At 63.8% G+C, this 15,835-nt stretch carries 11 protein-coding genes; 6 read left to right on the top strand and 5 right to left on the bottom strand.

The annotated features are described in order from the left end of the window. Nucleotides 1-19 precede the first annotated feature (19 nt). The 3 genes from FCU66_RS05780 (at nucleotide 20) to FCU66_RS05770 (ending at nucleotide 4,074) form a co-directional block, all read left to right on the top strand. Entirely contained in the window at nucleotides 20-1,456 is a 1,437-nt protein-coding gene (locus tag FCU66_RS05780) for a glutamine synthetase family protein (RefSeq protein ID WP_168992190.1), read from the top strand. 125 nt (nucleotides 1,457-1,581) lie between these two features. Further along, nucleotides 1,582-2,868, top strand: coding sequence for an NAD(P)/FAD-dependent oxidoreductase (locus FCU66_RS05775; protein WP_136622181.1), 1,287 nt, complete (start codon nucleotides 1,582-1,584; stop codon nucleotides 2,866-2,868). Nucleotides 2,869-3,210: 342 nt separating this feature from the next. Continuing rightward, entirely contained in the window at nucleotides 3,211-4,074 is an 864-nt protein-coding gene (locus tag FCU66_RS05770; protein ID WP_168992191.1) for an SH3 domain-containing protein, read from the top strand. Between the two features lie 111 nt (nucleotides 4,075-4,185). Here FCU66_RS05770 and FCU66_RS05765 read toward each other — a convergent pair whose 3' ends face one another. Then, complete coding sequence (locus tag FCU66_RS05765) at nucleotides 4,186-4,932, bottom strand: SDR family oxidoreductase (RefSeq protein ID WP_136622182.1); 747 nt, start codon at nucleotides 4,930-4,932, stop codon at nucleotides 4,186-4,188. A gap of 315 nt (nucleotides 4,933-5,247) precedes the next feature. Here FCU66_RS05765 and zwf point away from each other — a divergent pair, with 315 nt between their 5' ends. The 3 genes from zwf to edd all read left to right on the top strand — a co-directional run bounded on the left by zwf (nucleotide 5,248) and on the right by edd (nucleotide 9,310). Next, a complete protein-coding gene (gene zwf, locus FCU66_RS05760; protein ID WP_136622183.1) occupies nucleotides 5,248-6,717 on the top strand; it encodes a glucose-6-phosphate dehydrogenase in 1,470 nt (489 codons plus the stop codon). After that, entirely contained in the window at nucleotides 6,699-7,415 is a 717-nt protein-coding gene (gene pgl, locus FCU66_RS05755; protein ID WP_136622184.1) for a 6-phosphogluconolactonase, read from the top strand. Before zwf ends, pgl begins: the two co-directional genes overlap by 19 nt. A gap of 71 nt (nucleotides 7,416-7,486) precedes the next feature. Continuing rightward, entirely contained in the window at nucleotides 7,487-9,310 is a 1,824-nt protein-coding gene (gene edd, locus FCU66_RS05750; RefSeq protein ID WP_136622185.1) for a phosphogluconate dehydratase, read from the top strand. A gap of 67 nt (nucleotides 9,311-9,377) precedes the next feature. On the opposite strand, the gene FCU66_RS05745 is transcribed toward edd, so the two are convergent. The 4 genes from FCU66_RS05745 to FCU66_RS05730 form a co-directional block, all read right to left on the bottom strand. Further along, the gene (locus tag FCU66_RS05745) at nucleotides 9,378-11,036 is read right to left on the bottom strand and encodes a vWA domain-containing protein (RefSeq protein ID WP_136622186.1); all 1,659 of its coding nucleotides are present in this window, start codon (nucleotides 11,034-11,036) and stop codon (nucleotides 9,378-9,380) included. Nucleotides 11,037-11,162: 126 nt separating this feature from the next. Beyond that, complete coding sequence (locus tag FCU66_RS05740; RefSeq protein WP_013530232.1) at nucleotides 11,163-12,125, bottom strand: GlxA family transcriptional regulator; 963 nt, start codon at nucleotides 12,123-12,125, stop codon at nucleotides 11,163-11,165. A 56-nt stretch (nucleotides 12,126-12,181) separates the two neighbouring features. After that, nucleotides 12,182-13,081 (bottom strand): bifunctional methylenetetrahydrofolate dehydrogenase/methenyltetrahydrofolate cyclohydrolase FolD, encoded by a 900-nt coding sequence (gene folD / locus FCU66_RS05735; protein ID WP_136622187.1) that lies wholly within the window; start codon nucleotides 13,079-13,081, stop codon nucleotides 12,182-12,184. Nucleotides 13,082-13,261: 180 nt separating this feature from the next. Next, nucleotides 13,262-15,808: a GumC family protein gene (locus tag FCU66_RS05730; protein WP_136622188.1), complete on the bottom strand. Its 2,547-nt coding sequence runs from the start codon at nucleotides 15,806-15,808 to the stop codon at nucleotides 13,262-13,264. Nucleotides 15,809-15,835: the final 27 nt, after the last annotated feature.

Below are 15,835 nucleotides of genomic sequence, written 5' to 3'. Positions count from 1 at the left end.
CCGCAACCCAATCTGGTGAATGATGCCGCCTGCAAAAAAGGAAGTCCGTCCGTCGAGCCGCGGAGGACGTGCCCGCACGCCTGCCTTCGTGAAAAACCAACGGGGCGTCAAGAACTGGAAGGAAGTCAGCGCCTGGCTGGAATGGCGCGGCATCGAGGACATCGAGTGCATCACGCCCGATCAGGCAGGCGTTGCGCGTGGCAAGATGATGCCATCGAAGAAATTCACCTCCAACACCTCGCTGGCACTGCCATCAGCTGTCTTCATGACGACGATTTCCGGCGGCTACCCCGAGGATGGCAACGGCTTCCATTACCCGGAAGACGACGGCGACCTCAAGCTGATGCCGGACCTGTCGACGCTGACAGTGGTGCCCTGGGAAGAAGACCCGACGGCCGCGGTCATCTGCGACCTCGTCCACCAGGATGGCCGCTCGGTCGAGTTCACGCCGCGCAATGTGCTGAAGCGTGTGCTGGCTGCCTATGACAAGCTCGGCCTGAAGCCGGTGGTGGCGCCCGAGATCGAATTCTATCTGGTGCGCAAGAATCCCGATCCGGACTATCCGCTGACCCCGCCGGTCGGCCGTTCGGGACGCGCGATCGGCGGCGGCGCCGGCTATTCGATCGCCGGCGTCAACGAATTCGACGAACTGATCGACGACATCTACCATTTCTCCGAAAGCCAGGGCCTGGAGATCGACACGCTGATCCACGAGGAAGGTGCCGGCCAGCTGGAGATCAATCTGCGCCACGGCGACCCGATCGAACTGGCCGACCAGGTCTTCATGTTCAAGCGCACCATTCGCGAGGCGGCGCTGAAGCACGAGATCTACGCCACGTTCATGGCCAAGCCCATCCAGGGGCAGCCAGGCTCCGCCATGCATATCCATCAGTCGATCATCGACAAGAAGACTGGACAGAACATCTTTTCGGCCGCCGACGGCTCGGAAACCGACGATTTTTTCCACTTCATCGGTGGCATGCAGAAGCATGTGCCGAACGCGCTGGTGATGTTCGCGCCCTATGTCAATTCCTACCGCCGGCTGACACAGGCGGCGTCGGCGCCGGTCAACAACAAATGGGGCTATGACAACCGCACGACGGCGTTTCGTGTGCCACGCTCGGACCCGGCGGCACGGCGTGTCGAAAACCGCATCCCGTCCTCCGATGCCAATCCCTATCTGGCGCTGGCGGCATCGCTTGCCTGCGGGCTGATCGGCATCACCAACAAGATCAAGGCCGAACCTCCCGTCCTGACCACAGCCAACGCCGACGAGATCGACCTGCCGCGTGGCCTGCTCGAAGCCGTCGACCTGTTCGAGGGCGACGAGGAACTCTGCGCGCATCTGGGCAAGTCCTTCGCCGCGACCTATGCGGCGATCAAGCGGGCGGAATTCGAGACGTTCATGGAAGTGATCAGCCCTTGGGAGCGGGAGTATCTGCTGCTCAATGTCTAGCGAATAGCGAATAGCGAATAGCGAATAGCGAATAGAAGCAATATCGGCCGCTTTCCCTATTCGCTACTTCCTACTCGCTATTCGCTTTCTCATCCCTCCCAAAATCTCCGAGTCTTCACCGCATCATGCCTTACCAATCCCCGATTTCCCCTGGCCGTTCCTGGTACGAGGACACGGCCGGTCCGAGACCTGAATACCCGGCGCTGGATGGCGACCGGGCATGCGACGTCGTCATCATCGGCGGCGGCTTTACCGGTCTGTCGGCGGCAGCGCATCTGGCCAAGGCGGGCAGCAATGTCGTGCTGATCGAAGCCCACCGCTTTGGTGATGGCGCCTCGGGGCGCAATGGTGGCCAACTTGGCACCGGCCAGCGCGCCTGGGCCGAAGACCTGGAAGCCGAATATGGCTTCTCCCGCGCGAAGGCGCTGTTCGATCTCGCCGAAGAGGCGAAGACGCATCTCCTCGAATTCACTGCCGCCAACCAGATCGATATCGACTATATGCCGGGCCAGCTCTCGGTGGCGCACAAGCCGCGCTACGTCGACGACTACAAGGCGCATGCCGAGACCATGGCGAGCCGTTTTTCCTACCCGCATATCTCGTTCATGGATGCCAGGGAGACGGCGGAGCGGCTGGGCTCGACCGCCTATTTCGGCGGGACGCGCGACACCGGCACGGGCCACATCCACCCGATGAAGCTGGTGATCGGTACGGCGCGGGTGGCAGCGCTTGCCGGTGCGCATTTGTTCGAAGCGACGCCATCGACCGGCATCATTTCCAGTGGCGGCAAGGTCAAGGTTTCGACACCGAGAGGCACGGTGACGGCGCAGAAATGCCTGATCGCGGTCAATGCCTATGGCGGCACGCTCGAGCCGGTGAGTGCGGCGCACATCATGCCGATCGGTTCCTTCATCGGCGCGACCGTTCCTCTGGGAGCGGACTCAGACGTGCTGCCGGGCGGCGAGGCAGTCGACGATTCCCGCTTCGTCGTGCGCTACTTCCGCAGATCGAAGGACGGGCGGCTGCTGTTTGGCGGACGCGAGGTATATGGCGTCAACGATCCGAAGGATATCCACATCCACATCCGCCGCCAGATCGCGGAACTCTATCCGGCGCTCAAGGATGTCGAGATCACGCATGGCTGGGGCGGCTATGTCGGCATCACGGTGCCGAGAAAACCGTTCGTGCGCGAAGTGATGCCCAATGTGATCTCGGTCGGCGGCTATTCCGGCCACGGCGTCATGCTGTCCAACTTCTTCGGCAAGCTCTATGCCGAAACGGTTGCCGGCAACCGCGACCGGCTGAAGCTGATCGAGGATCTGAAAATCCCGCCGTTCCCTGGCGGCCGGCGCTTCCGCACGCCGCTGCTGTTCCTGGCGCTCAACTGGTTTGCGCTGCGGGACAGGATCTAGCGCCTGTTCCGTCCCGACGGAATCAGGACCGGTTCCATCTGTTGGTTGGCGAAGGCCTGAAGCCACTTTCTCCGGGCTGGACAGGATCGTTCTGAATTCCTGTAATATTGCTGTAATATTTGTTGCCGTAACGGCACATTGCAGAATCCCCGGCAAAGGTGCAGAATCGCCTGGGAAGGCGTAGTGATGCCACAATCACCGGCAAGAGATGCCGATTGTGGGCGACTGACGGGGAATTCTGCGGGCTTGCCCGCTTTGGTTTCTTGGGACCGATGCAGATCTGGCGCCAGGTTCTTGGCATTCGATCGAAAGAACATCGGCCCGCTTATGGAGGTGGCAAGAGTGAGAGAGCCCTTCAGTTTCGGTACGCCGGAACGTCGGCGCTTTGCCATGCAGTTCGGATACGACATGCGGCCGTCCTTCTGGCAGGAAGTCCGTTCGAATTCGCATCTAGTGATCGCCGCGATCGGCACCGCCGCACTGCTTGGCGTCGCCGCGGTGGCGTTGTGGCTGGCATTGCCGGCCAATGACAGGCAGGCGGCAGCGAGCCCAGAGCAGACCATTCCGACCATTCCGGTGAAAACGACGAAAATCGCCCCCGTGGGGGCCGCAGTCGCTGCGGCGACCGTGCCGCAGGCGCGCAAGTCCGACGCGGTTTCACCGAGCGTGGCGACCGCGCAAGCCAACGTACAAGCGCTCGCAGCCAATGATCCTCGTTGGACCGCTTCGCAGCCGAAGGCTGCATCCGCTTCCGACGCGCCTGCTCCCAGCCAGGCGGCGAACCAGGCTGAACAGGCGCCGGACAAGCCGGTGGCGGCGTTCGCGCAGCCGGCAGCCGATACCGATGCCAGCACTGAACTTGCCAAGGTTGCCGCGCCCACCGCAGCGGGGGGCAGCCATCCCGATGGCGCACAAACCGCAGCCATCCCTGAGGTGCAGCCGCAAGTGCCGGAGCAGCAGCCCGCGGCCGCGGAAGGTGACGGCAGCCAGGCCAAGGCGAAGCCCAGGAAGGTCGCGGCCGCCGGAACGGGGCGTATCCTGAGGACCGTGACCATGCGGAGCGGCCCGAAGAAAAATGCCGCCGCCATCGCCACGGTGCCGGCCAGAACCTCGGTGCAGGTGATGAGCTGCAAGCAATGGTGCCAGATCACCTACAACGGCAAGACCGGCTGGATCTACAAGAGCTACATCAAGACCGGCGCCTGACAGCCACCGCAACCTGTCGCCGAACCGCTGCCTGCGTGGGCGTGCCTCCTGTTTTGATGGATGTCGTTGCCCCAAAACCGCTTCGCACTTTTGGGCGACATAGACAGGCTTTCAGATACAGCGGCCGCCGTCGACCTCCAGCGCCACACCGGTGATGAAGGCGGCTTCGTCCGAGGCCAGCCAGAGCGCTGCGTTGGCGATGTCGAGCGGCGTCGAAAGCCGGCCGAGCGGGATCGATGCGCGGAACTTCTCGCGGATTTCGGGCGTGTCGGCGCCCATGAATTTCTCCAGCATCCCGGTCTCGCCGGCAACCGGGCAGAGGCAATTGACGCGGATGTTCTTCGGCGCCAGTTCCACCGCCATCGATTTGGTGGCGGTGATCGCCCAGCCTTTCGACGCATTGTACCAGGTGAGGCCGGGCCGCGGCCGCAGACCTGCGGTGGAGGCCGTGGTCAGGATGACGCCGCCGCCCTGCCGCTCCATGATCGGCACCACGGCGCGTGCCGCGTGATAGATCGCCTTCATGTTGACTGATGTGATCAGGTCGAAGGTTTCCTCGTCGACATTGAGCATGTCGCCGTTGCGATGGGTGTAACCGGCATTGTTGACCATGATGTCGATGCGGCCGAAAGCGCTTTTGGCGGCATAGACCATCTCGTCGAATTCGGAGCGCAGCGAAACATCCGTCTGGGTCCAGATCGCCGCTTCACCGATATCGCCGGCGACGCGCTCCGCGCCCTTGGCATTGAGATCGGCGACAACGACCCTGGCGCCCTCCTCGGCAAAGCGCCTGGCGATGCCCTCGCCAAAGCCCGACGCAGCACCGGTGATGACGGCAACCTTGTTTTGCAGACGCATGTTTTTCCCGCTCATGATTGGTGACGGTCAACTGGCGCGCCAATGGCGCTCATCCGCGCAAAGCCGCGGCTTCGGACCGGATTGGTCGAAAGATGTGCGGCCATCGCCGATTTCTCCTTTGGCTTTCGCCTCGATCCCGCTCTATGCTGCAACTGCGAAGACTTCCGGAGCCGCGCCTGTCGACAAGCCTCCGGGTCATCGGACTGTCAAGGGGCAGGCGCATACACCCAGATGTGACACCATGGCACTGGAAAATTTAAATCGATTAGATTATATCAGCCGCGTCACAGCGACCGGCGTCAAAGCGGACAGACCATGACCAGCCAGATCATCCCCGTCGACCCTTTCGACTTCATCATTTTCGGCGGCACCGGCGATCTGTCGGAGCGCAAGCTTCTGCCGTCGCTCTACTATCGCCAGCGCGACCATCAATTCTCCGAGCCGACGCGCATCATCGGCACGTCACGCTCGAAGATGAGCGATGAGGAATTCCAGGCCTTCGCCAAGCAAGCGATCTCCGAGCACGTCAAACCGGCAGATATCGACGCCAAGGAACTGAAGACCTTCCTGGCGCGCCTCTCTTATGTCTCGGCCGATGCGACAAGCGGGGCCGGATTCGACAAATTGAAGAAGGCGATCGGCGACAGCGACAGCATCCGCGCCTTCTACCTGGCGGTGGCGCCGGCGCTGTTCGTCGATATCTCGCACAAGCTGAAAGAGCACAATCTGATCACGCCGAACTCCCGCATCGTGCTGGAGAAGCCGATCGGCCGCGACCTTGCCTCGGCGCGAGCACTCAACGATCTGGTCGGGGACGATTTCCACGAAAGCCAGATCTTCCGCATCGACCACTATCTCGGCAAGGAGACGGTGCAGAACCTGATGGCGCTGCGCTTTGCCAACGCGCTCTATGAGCCGTTGTGGAACTCCGCCCATATCGACCACGTGCAGATCACCGTGGCCGAGACCGTGGGTCTGGAAGACCGCGTCACCTATTACGACAAGGCCGGCGCGCTGCGCGACATGGTGCAGAACCATATGCTGCAGCTCTTGTGCCTCGTCGCCATGGAAGCGCCGTCGTCGATGGACGCCGACGCGGTGCGCGACGAGAAGCTGAAGGTGCTGCGGGCGCTGAAGCGCATCAACGGCAACGAGGCGCCGAAGCACACCGTGCGTGGCCAGTACCGCGCAGGCGCCTCGGCCAGCGGAGCTGTAAAAGGCTATGTCGAGGAGCTTGCGCACGACAGCAACACCGAGACCTTCGTCGCCATCAAGGCCGAGATCGGCACCTGGCGCTGGGCGGGCGTTCCGTTCTACCTCAGGACCGGCAAGCGGCTGGCGACCAGGGTTTCGGAAATCGTCATCGAATTCAAGCCGATCCCGCATTCGATCTTCGGCGACAGCGCCGGACCGATCTTCGCCAACCAGCTGGTCATCCGGCTGCAGCCGGACGAAGGCGTCAAGCAGTTCATCATGATCAAGGATCCGGGTCCGGGCGGCATGCGGCTGCGCCAGATCTCGCTCGACATGAGCTTCGCGCAGTCCTTCGATGGCCGCGCGCCGGACGCCTATGAGCGGCTGATCATGGATGTCATCCGTGGCAACCAGACCCTGTTCATGCGCCGTGACGAAGTCGAGGCAGCCTGGAAATGGATCGATCCGATCCAGAACGCCTGGGAAAGCGCCAGACAGGAAGCGCAGGGCTATACGGCGGGCACTTGGGGTCCCTCGGCCTCGATAGCGCTGATCGAACGTGACGGGCGGACATGGCACGAGAGCAATTGAACAGCGCCGCCTATAGCTGGAACGGCTTCGCCGGGCGCCAGGAGCTGGCGGCTGCGCTTGCCGGTCATGTCGCCGGCCGCCTGACCAAGGCAATCGCCGAGCGCGGCACAGGGTTGCTCGCCGTCTCCGGCGGCACCACGCCGGCGAAATTCTTCGCCGCCCTTTCGGCGATCCCCATCGCCTGGGACAAGGTGATCGTGACGCTGGTCGACGAGCGTTTCGTGCCAGCCTCCTCGCCGCGCTCCAACGCCGGGCTGGTGGCCGCCAATCTGCTGCAGAACGCGGCCAAGGCGGCGCGCTTCGTGCCGCTCTATCACGAAGCCACCAGCATCGAGGATGCCGCTTCGTCCGACAATGCGGCGCTCCAGTCACTGCCCTGGCCGCTCGACGTCGTCGTGCTCGGCATGGGGCCGGACGGCCACACTGCTTCGTTCTTTCCCGATGCCGATGACCTGGCAAGATTGCTCGACCCGTCCTCCGACAGGATCGTGCTGCCGGTTCATGCGGCAAGCGCTGGCGAGCCGCGGCTGACCCTGTCGCTGGCGCGCATCGTGGATGCCGGTTTCATCGCGCTGCACATCGAAGGCGAGGACAAGCGCACCGCCTTCGACGGCGCGGTGGCACCTGGACCGCGAAAGCCAATCCGCGCCGTGCTCGACGCCGCACACAAGCCCGTAGAGGTTTTCTGGGCCCCCTGATTTGAACTTGCTGAGGGTCCCGGCGGACAGCCGGATCGTGTTCCGGGACCTCGCCTGAAAGGACCGACACCATGACCGCCAGACGCGACATCGAAGCCATCACCGAGCGCATCCGCCAGCGTTCAAAGCCAGGCCGCGAGCGTTATCTCAGCCGCATCGCCGAGGCATCGAACCGCACCGCCAACCGGGCCGTGCTGTCGTGCGGCAACCTCGCCCATGGTTTTGCGGTGTGCAGCCCCTCGGAAAAGCTGGCGCTGGGTGCGGACAAGGTGCCGAACCTCGGCATCATCACCTCCTACAACGACATGCTGTCGGCGCATCAGCCGTTCGAGACCTTTCCGGCGCTGATCAAGGACGCGGCACGCGAAGCCGGCGGCATCGCCCAGGTAGCCGGTGGCGTGCCGGCAATGTGCGATGGCGTGACGCAAGGCCAGCCCGGCATGGAGCTGTCGCTGTTTTCGCGCGACGTCATCGCCATGGCCGCAGCGATCGGCCTGTCGCACAACATGTTCGACGCCGCCGTCTATCTCGGCGTCTGCGACAAGATCGTGCCCGGGCTGGTGATCGCGGCGCTGACCTTCGGCCATCTGCCGGCGGTGTTCATTCCGGCCGGGCCGATGACGACCGGTCTGCCGAACGATGAAAAGGCCAAGGTCCGCCAGCTTTATGCCGAGGGCAAGGCGGGGCGCGCCGAACTGCTGGAGGCCGAGTCCAAATCCTACCATGGGCCGGGCACCTGCACCTTCTACGGCACGGCGAATTCCAACCAGATGCTGATGGAGATCATGGGCCTGCACACGCCGGGCGCTTCCTTCGTCAACCCAGGCACGCCGCTGCGCGAGGCCTTGACGCGCGAGGCGACCAAGCGCGCGCTGGCGATCACCGCGCTCGGCAACGCCTATACGCCTGTCGGCCGGATGATCGACGAGCGCTCGATCGTCAACGGCGTCGTCGGCCTGCACGCCACCGGCGGCTCGACCAATCACACCATCCACCTGATCGCCATGGCGGCGGCGGCCGGCATCGCCATCACCTGGCAGGATATTTCCGATCTTTCGGAAGCGGTGCCGCTGCTGGCGCGGGTCTATCCGAACGGTCTCGCCGACGTGAACCATTTCCACGCCGCCGGCGGGCTCGGCTTCCTGATCCGAGAACTGCTCGACGAAGGCATTTTGCACGAGGATGTGCAGACGGTATGGGGCGAAGGCCTGCGGCCCTACGCGGTCGAGGCAAAGCTTGGCGCCGACGGCGGCGTCGTGCGCGAAGCCTCGCCGCGGACAAGCGGCGACGAGAAGGTGCTGGCGCCGTTCAACAAGGCGTTCCAGGCGACCGGCGGCCTGAAGGTGCTGTCGGGCAATCTCGGCCACGCCGTCATCAAGACTTCCGCCGTGAAGCCGGAGCGCCGCATCATCGAAGCGCCGGCCAAGGTCTTTGACAGCCAGCAAGGGCTGAATGAAGCGTTCAAGGCCGGCACGCTGACCGGCGATTTCATCGCCGTCATCCGCTTCCAGGGGCCGAAGGCCAACGGCATGCCGGAACTGCACAAGCTGACCACCGTGCTCGGCATCCTGCAGGATCGCGGCCAGCGCGTGGCGCTAGTCACCGACGGTCGCATGTCGGGCGCCTCCGGCAAAGTGCCGGCAGCGATCCACGTGACGCCGGAAGCGGTCGAGGACGGGCCGATCGCCAGGATCCATGAGGGCGATATCATTCGGCTGGACGCCGATGCAGGCACGCTGGAAGTGTTTGTGCCGGCACCGGAATTCGCACTGCGCCGTACGGCGGAAGCCGATCTCATCGGCAACGAATTCGGTTTCGGCCGCGAGCTGTTCGCCGGCTTCCGGCAATTGGTCGGCCGCGCCGACCATGGCGCCAGCGCCTTCGGCACGGCTTGATGGGATCACCGTCCTGTCCATGAAAAAGGGCGGCTCGTGGCCGCCCTCTTTCATGGAGTTAAGGCAGTTACTTGACGGTGACCTCGACGCGTTCGCCGGCCTTGACCGTAGCCGTGCCTTCCTTTGAGCCGTTGTCGGAGGTGTCGGCGACAATCGCGTAGTCGCCGGCCGGCAGCGTGGTCTGGAACTTCGCGTCGTAACTATAGCCGATCGACTTGCGGTTGCCGTTGATGTCCTTCTTCGTCTCGAAAATCTCGATCTTCGATGCGCCGGGCGCGGTGATTGCCAGCACGCCGGCATTCATGGCCACTTTCACATCCTGAGACTCACCGGCCTTCACCGTGAACGGCTGCTCGACCTCTGCCAACTCGACCGTCGCGATCAAAACATAATCGTCCGGCGGCAGGTCGAACTTGCTGTCGGGACCATAGGCATAGGTCACCTCTTCCCTGGTCCCATCGATCTTCTTTTTCGCCTTGAACACCTTAAAGCCGATGCCCGAACCGTCGGCCTTGTCGCCGCCAGCGGTATAGTAGGCGTTGGCAACGATATGCCCGACGCCGACGATGATATCCTTTTCGACCGTTTGGCCGGCAGCGAGCGGAATCGTTTCGGTAGCCACGCCCTGGCCGATCGTAACAGTCACTTTCTCGTCGCCGGCCGGCAACACGATCTTGGTGGTCCCATAGTAGGTCGCGGGCGCATCGGCGCCGGGGTAGTCGATCACGACAGCCGCGCCGTCGACAACATCCGCCCCCGCGCTTGGTCGCGGATGAATAATGAGCGTGCCGGCATTCAGGGTGAACAGCGGCTTGTAGACCTGGCCTGCCTCGATCTTGAGCTTTTGTTCGGTCTTAGCCTCACCGTCGCGCGCGACGATGACGTAGTCGCCCGGCTCCAGATTGCCTTTGTAGGCGCCGTATTCGGTGGTGACGTTGTCGCCGCGCGTGCCGTCGGATTTCGCCTTGTAGATTTCCCAGGCATTTCCGTCGGTGACAGGATCGCCGCCTTCGGCAAGCACCGCGGTCGGCAGAAGATTGAATTCCGGCTTGGCAGGCTCGGGCGCCGGTGCAGGTGCTGGCGCTGGTTCGGGTGCAGGCGCCGGTGCTGCGACCGTTTCGACCAACGCCTCCTGCAGCGCCTTCTCGTCGGAGGCCTGGATGTATTTGCCGCCGGTGTTGTCGGCAAGGCAGGCGATCTGCTTGCCCTCGTCGGCGGTGAGGCCGAAGCCGACGACATCGGCGGTGAAATCGACGCCGGATGCCTCGAGCTCCTTGCCAAGCGCGCAAGGGTCGCCGCCGCATGTTTCGAGCCCGTCGGTGATGAGCACGACGGTCGCCTTGTCCTCAGTGTATTTCAACGCTTCGGCCGCCTGCTTGACGGCCGCCGTCAGCGGCGTCTTGCCAAGGAATTTCAGGCTGTCGGCGGCGGCCGAAATGGCGCTCGCCGAACCTGCCTGTGGCGGCACGATCAACTGGATGTCGTCGCAGCTGCCCTTCTCGCGATGGCCATAGGCCATGAAGCCGATCTCATCGTCGGCGGGGACCGATTGAAGCACGGTTCGAAGCGACTCGCGGGCGATTTCAAGCTTGGGCTTGCCGTCGATCTGCGCCCACATCGAGCCGGAGGCATCGAGGATGATGATGACCTTGTTTGCGGCAAAGCCGAATGTCGTCATCGACAAAAGGAGGATCGCCGCAGCGACGCTCCGTGCAAGTCCCGCCATCGATATCTCCTCAAATCCGCCCCTGATCCGGGCAGGAAAGCTATTTGAGGCGGCGTCAGGACACAAGTCCGGGCACGGCTGTGAGGGGGCCGAATGCCAAACTTTTCGGCGAAAGCGAAAATCCGCTCAGTAGGTCGTGCGGCGCTCTTCCGAGGGCGGCCTGCCGAATTGCAGCCGGTAGCTCTGGGCAAAGTAGGAATGCGACGTAAAGCCGGTCGCGATCGCCACATCGAGGATCGGCATGTTGGTCTGGCGCAGCAATTCGCGCGCCCGTTCCAGCCGCAGCCGCATGTAATAACGGCCGGGCGTGACGCTGAGATGGCGCAGGAACAGGCGCTCGACCTGGCGCACCGACAGGCCGGCGGATTTGGCCAGCTGCACGGCCGACAGCGGCTCGTCGAGGTGGTCGGCCATCAGTTCGACGATGCGCCTGAGCTTCTCCGACTTGCCGGTCAGGTCGCGTTCCGGCCCGACCCGCTGGCGGTCTCCGGCCGAGCGGATGCGTTCGTGCTGGAACTGGTTGGCGACGCCATTGGCGAGGTTCGAGCCGAAATCGCCGCGCACGATCTCCAGCATCAGGTCGATCGAGGTGGTGCCGCCGGCGCAGGTATAACGCTTGCGATCGATCTCGAAGACATTGCCCGTGCAGTTGATGTCGGGGAACCGTTCGACGAAGCCGGCGCGGTTTTCCCAATGGATGGTGCAGCGATAGCCTTCGAGCTGCCCGGCCTCGGCCAGCAGGTAGGAACCGACCGACAAGGCACCCAGTGCATTGCCGCGCCGGCCCCAGCTGCGCAAAGCCGCCAGCACCTTGCTCTTGCCGGGAAATTCCGTCGTCAGTCCGACCGAAACGAAGAGGATGTCGACCGGCGGCAGGTCGGCAACGGCGTAGTCGATCTTGAGCGGCAGGCCATTGGAGGCCATCACCGGATCGCCGTCGGCCGACACCGTGGTCCAGCCATAGAAGTCGCGGCCGAGCAACCGGTTTGCCGACCGGAACGTGTCGATCGCCGCGGCCAGCGAGAACATGGAGAACTTGTCGACCAGCAGGAAAGCGAACTGCCGGCCGCCTTGAACGGGATCAGTCATGACCGGCCGTTCCAAGGGAATAGTGGGGTTCGGCAAAGCTGCGGCTTTCTGGCGGGTCAGAAGGACGGCCGTTTCAATCCGGCCGCAAGGTAGGCAGAGGCTAACGTATTGGCCATCAGCATGGCAATGGTCATCGGGCCGACACCGCCGGGCACCGGCGTGATGGCGCCGGCGGCCTTGGCCGCTTCGGCATAGGCGACATCGCCGACGAGGCGCGACTTGCCCTCGCCCTTTTCCGGCGCCGGAATGCGGTTGATGCCGACATCGATGACGGTGGCGCCTGGCTTCACCCAATCACCCCTGATCATCTCCGGCCGGCCGACGGCCGCGACAAGAATGTCGGCGGTGCGGGCCAGTGCCGGCAGATCCCTGGTGCGGCTGTGGGCGATGGTGACGGTACAGTTGGCGGCAAGCAGGAGGTTGGCCATCGGCTTGCCGACGATGTTGGAGCGGCCAACGACGACGGCATTGAGGCCGGACAGGTCCTTGCCGCGCACCCGTTCGATCAGGAGCATCGAGCCGGCCGGCGTGCAAGGCACGAAGGCGGTCTCAAGTTCACCGGTGCCGAGCTTGCCGACATTGATGAAATGGAAGCCGTCGACATCCTTTTCCGGCGCGATGGTCTGGATGATCTTGCCGGCGTCGATATGGGCCGGCAGCGGAAGCTGCACCAGGATGCCGTTGATGGCCGGATCGGCGTTGAGGTCGCCGATGATCTTCAGCAATGCCGGTTCGGAGGTTTCGGCCGGCAGCGTGTGCTGGACGGAATGAAAGCCGCATTCCTTGGCAGTGCGCGACTTGGAAGCGACATAGACCTGGCTGGCCGGATCCTCGCCGACGATGACCACGGCAAGACCGGGCTTGGCCTTGCCTTTTGAGACCAGTTCGGCGGTCAGCGTCTTAACCGTCTGCACTACGTCTCCGGCAACGCTCTTGCCATCAATCACTTCAGCCATGGACCACCCTCAACACCAAAATGCCCAAGCGCGTCGCTTCGGGAAGCGGCGCGCTTTTTGATCTGTCACAGCGTGGCATTTTCACGAAAATTCCAACATGCAATCCCGCCAAAGCGCCGTCCCATGCCGTTTACGCGAAACCGGCATGTTTTTGTACGGCACCGCGAAGAATTTTGTGGCTCAGAAATACCTGCGGCGCGCGCGGCTCTCGGTGAGTTCGCGGACCGCTTCGCGGAATTCGCGCAGGCTGGCGCGGATTTCCTCGATTGGCGCCTGCTGCTCGACGTCCTGCGGCGGCTCCACCGATCGCTGAGGCGCCTGCTGCGGCGGGATGGGCGGCTGCGGATAAGACTCAGAGGCAGCCTGAGGCGGATAGGGCTGCTGCCCGGCATTGGGGGCCAGAATGGACTGCGGATAGGTATGGCCGGGCTGCTGCGTGTAGCCCAAAGGCTGCGCGTAGGGATAGAGCTGCGGGCCCGAATATGGTCGCTGCGGCACCGTATGAGGCGGCAATGGCGGCTGCGCCATCTGCTGCGCATAGGGGGCCTGGGCGCCCGGCTGGAAAGGCGGTGGCGGGTAGGCTGCCGCAACTTGCTGCCGAGGCGCAAAGGCCGGCGCCGACTGGGGATAGGCGGGGTACGCCGGATCTTGCATTGGCTTCACGTTTTCAGCGGAGACCCACTCGGTATCGAAGGGCTCATCCGGGGATGGCTTGCGGGACACGGCCTTGTGCAGCCTCGACAGCAGCGCACTGATCCGGCCGGGACCTTCTTCCGGCGCGATCTCAGTCCGCTGGACAGGCGGCGGTGCTGCTGGCGGTGGCGGCGCAGGTGGTGGCGCCGATGGTTGTGGCGCTGGTGGTTGCGGCGCAGCTGGAGGCGCTGCCCGATTTGCCTTATCCTCGTAGGGCGTCCGGCGTTCGTCCATGCTGCGGTCGCGGCGCGAGCGCGAATTGGCGGTGTCACGCAGGCTCTCATAGGCGCCACGCATGGCGCCGAGGCCAATGCCGGAGGCAAAGCCCAGCAGCAGGCCGGCAAGCGCCACCACGACCCGCGACGGCCCGTTCGGCTCGAGCGGCGCGAAGGCCTTCGAGATCACATTGATGTTGGCGGTGTTGATGTCCTTCTGCTCGCCGGTCTCCTTGGCACGCAGCAGATACTGTTCGTAGACGGACCGCTTGGCGGAGGCCTCGCGCTCCAGTTCGCGCATCGACACCAGATCGCTGTTGACGTCGCCGCTGCGGACCTTGAGCTGAGCCAGACGAGAAGCGAGATCCTGTTCGAGCTGGACGGCACGCTTGAGGTCGACCTGCAGCGACGAGCCAATGCGGCGCAACTCCGCGGCGATGCGATCACGTGCGCCGGCAATCTGGGCATTGAGCGCCTGGAGTTCGGGGTGACGCGGGCCGAACCGGATGGCGGCGCGATCAGCCTCCTGCTTGAGCGACGCATATTGCGAACGCAGATCGCTCATCGTGTTGGAGTTGATCTCCTCCGGCAGGGTACCGGTGAGAACCGAGTTGACGTCTACCGAACGCGCCGAAGCCGCCCGGGCATTGAGTTCCAGCGTGCGGGCGCGGGCAACCGACAGTTGTTCGTTGAGCTTCAGCATCTCATCGTCGCTGATGAGGTGGCCCTGCGCATCGACAAGGTCGTGCGTGGCCCTGAAATCCTCGACCTTGCGTTCGGCCGCCTCGACGCCCTTGCGCAGCTCGTCCAACCTTGCCGTCAGTTCGTCGGTGGCGCGGCCGGCGGTGTCCGACTGAATCTGGCCGAAGGTCTGCAGGAAGACATCCGTCATCGTGTTGGCGATCAGAGCCGATTTCTCGCCATTTTGCGTGGTAGCGCTGACGGTGATGACGAAGGTCTTGCCGCCGCGCTCGACCGAAAGGCTCTCAGCCAGATTGCCGACAGCCAGCGCACGGCGGCGGGTGTCGTCGACACCCCCCGGCCCGTCATTGCGAGACAGGATGGAGCGGATGAGCGACATGACGCTGAGGCCGCCGCTGCCTTGCCCATTGAATTCCGGGTCGTTGACGAGATTGAGCTTGTCTACGACCTTGTTGAGAACAGTACCTGATGTCAGCACCCGGACCTGGTTTTCGACGATGGCCAGCGTGGCGTCCGAAGCGACGACCGACTGGGTGAGGTCGCGGTCGGTCAGCTTGAGGTCGCGCGGATCGACGATCAGCTCGGTGGTGGCCTCGTATTTCTTCGGCGTCGACAGCGCGATGGCAATGCCGAGCGCGGCACCCAGTATCGTCGTCGTCACGATCAGCAGCTTCGACTTGCCGACACCACGGACGACCTGCATCGGATCGATCAGCGGCTTCCATTGCTGGCTGTCGGCGCCGTCACTGTGGGACGCCGGCGCGGCGCCTGAACGGTAAGGTTCGGAGGTGCGATCGGAGCGATAGGCGCCTGCGGTTTCGGCCGCAACTGACTGTGTCGGTGGCGTGGTTTGCGCACGGCTCACCGACGAAGCTGGTTCATAGCCAGCCTGATACCCGTCTGTTGCGACCGGATCCGACAGCTTCGGGTTCGTCCGCGCTTCGCGCTGTGAGCGGGCGAGACGATGGCGGGTGGCGGCATCCTCGCGCCATGATGGGTCTGCCCTGTCCCCTATCGACACCAGGGACGCGTCGGGTTCGTCACCGCGCACAGCCTGGCCAAGCGCCAGCAACGAGCGCTCGCGCTTCCAGTCTTCGCGGTTTTCCCTGTCGACCATCGTCTGGAACTTTACCCTTGGCGACCT

Source organism: Mesorhizobium norvegicum (genome assembly GCF_004919685.1).
Taxonomy (GTDB): domain Bacteria; phylum Pseudomonadota; class Alphaproteobacteria; order Rhizobiales; family Rhizobiaceae; genus Mesorhizobium; species Mesorhizobium norvegicum.
The sequence above is the reverse complement of the archived record's forward strand: the minus strand, read 5'-3'. Positions and strand labels throughout refer to the sequence as shown.

What these genes read in the sequence shown, in the direction of transcription:
- FCU66_RS05780 (WP_168992190.1), top strand. Translation starts at nt 20, where the DNA reads ATGATGCCGCCTGCAAAAAAGGAAGTCCGTCCGTCGAGCCGCGGAGGA.
- FCU66_RS05775 (WP_136622181.1), top strand. Translation starts at nt 1,582, where the DNA reads ATGCCTTACCAATCCCCGATTTCCCCTGGCCGTTCCTGGTACGAGGAC.
- FCU66_RS05765 (WP_136622182.1), bottom strand. Translation starts at nt 4,932, where the DNA reads ATGCGTCTGCAAAACAAGGTTGCCGTCATCACCGGTGCTGCGTCGGGC.
- zwf (WP_136622183.1), top strand. Translation starts at nt 5,248, where the DNA reads ATGACCAGCCAGATCATCCCCGTCGACCCTTTCGACTTCATCATTTTC.
- pgl (WP_136622184.1), top strand. Translation starts at nt 6,699, where the DNA reads ATGGCACGAGAGCAATTGAACAGCGCCGCCTATAGCTGGAACGGCTTC.
- edd (WP_136622185.1), top strand. Translation starts at nt 7,487, where the DNA reads ATGACCGCCAGACGCGACATCGAAGCCATCACCGAGCGCATCCGCCAG.
- FCU66_RS05745 (WP_136622186.1), bottom strand. Translation starts at nt 11,036, where the DNA reads ATGGCGGGACTTGCACGGAGCGTCGCTGCGGCGATCCTCCTTTTGTCG.
- FCU66_RS05740 (WP_013530232.1), bottom strand. Translation starts at nt 12,125, where the DNA reads ATGACTGATCCCGTTCAAGGCGGCCGGCAGTTCGCTTTCCTGCTGGTC.
- folD (WP_136622187.1), bottom strand. Translation starts at nt 13,081, where the DNA reads ATGGCTGAAGTGATTGATGGCAAGAGCGTTGCCGGAGACGTAGTGCAG.
- FCU66_RS05730 (WP_136622188.1), bottom strand. Translation starts at nt 15,808, where the DNA reads ATGGTCGACAGGGAAAACCGCGAAGACTGGAAGCGCGAGCGCTCGTTG.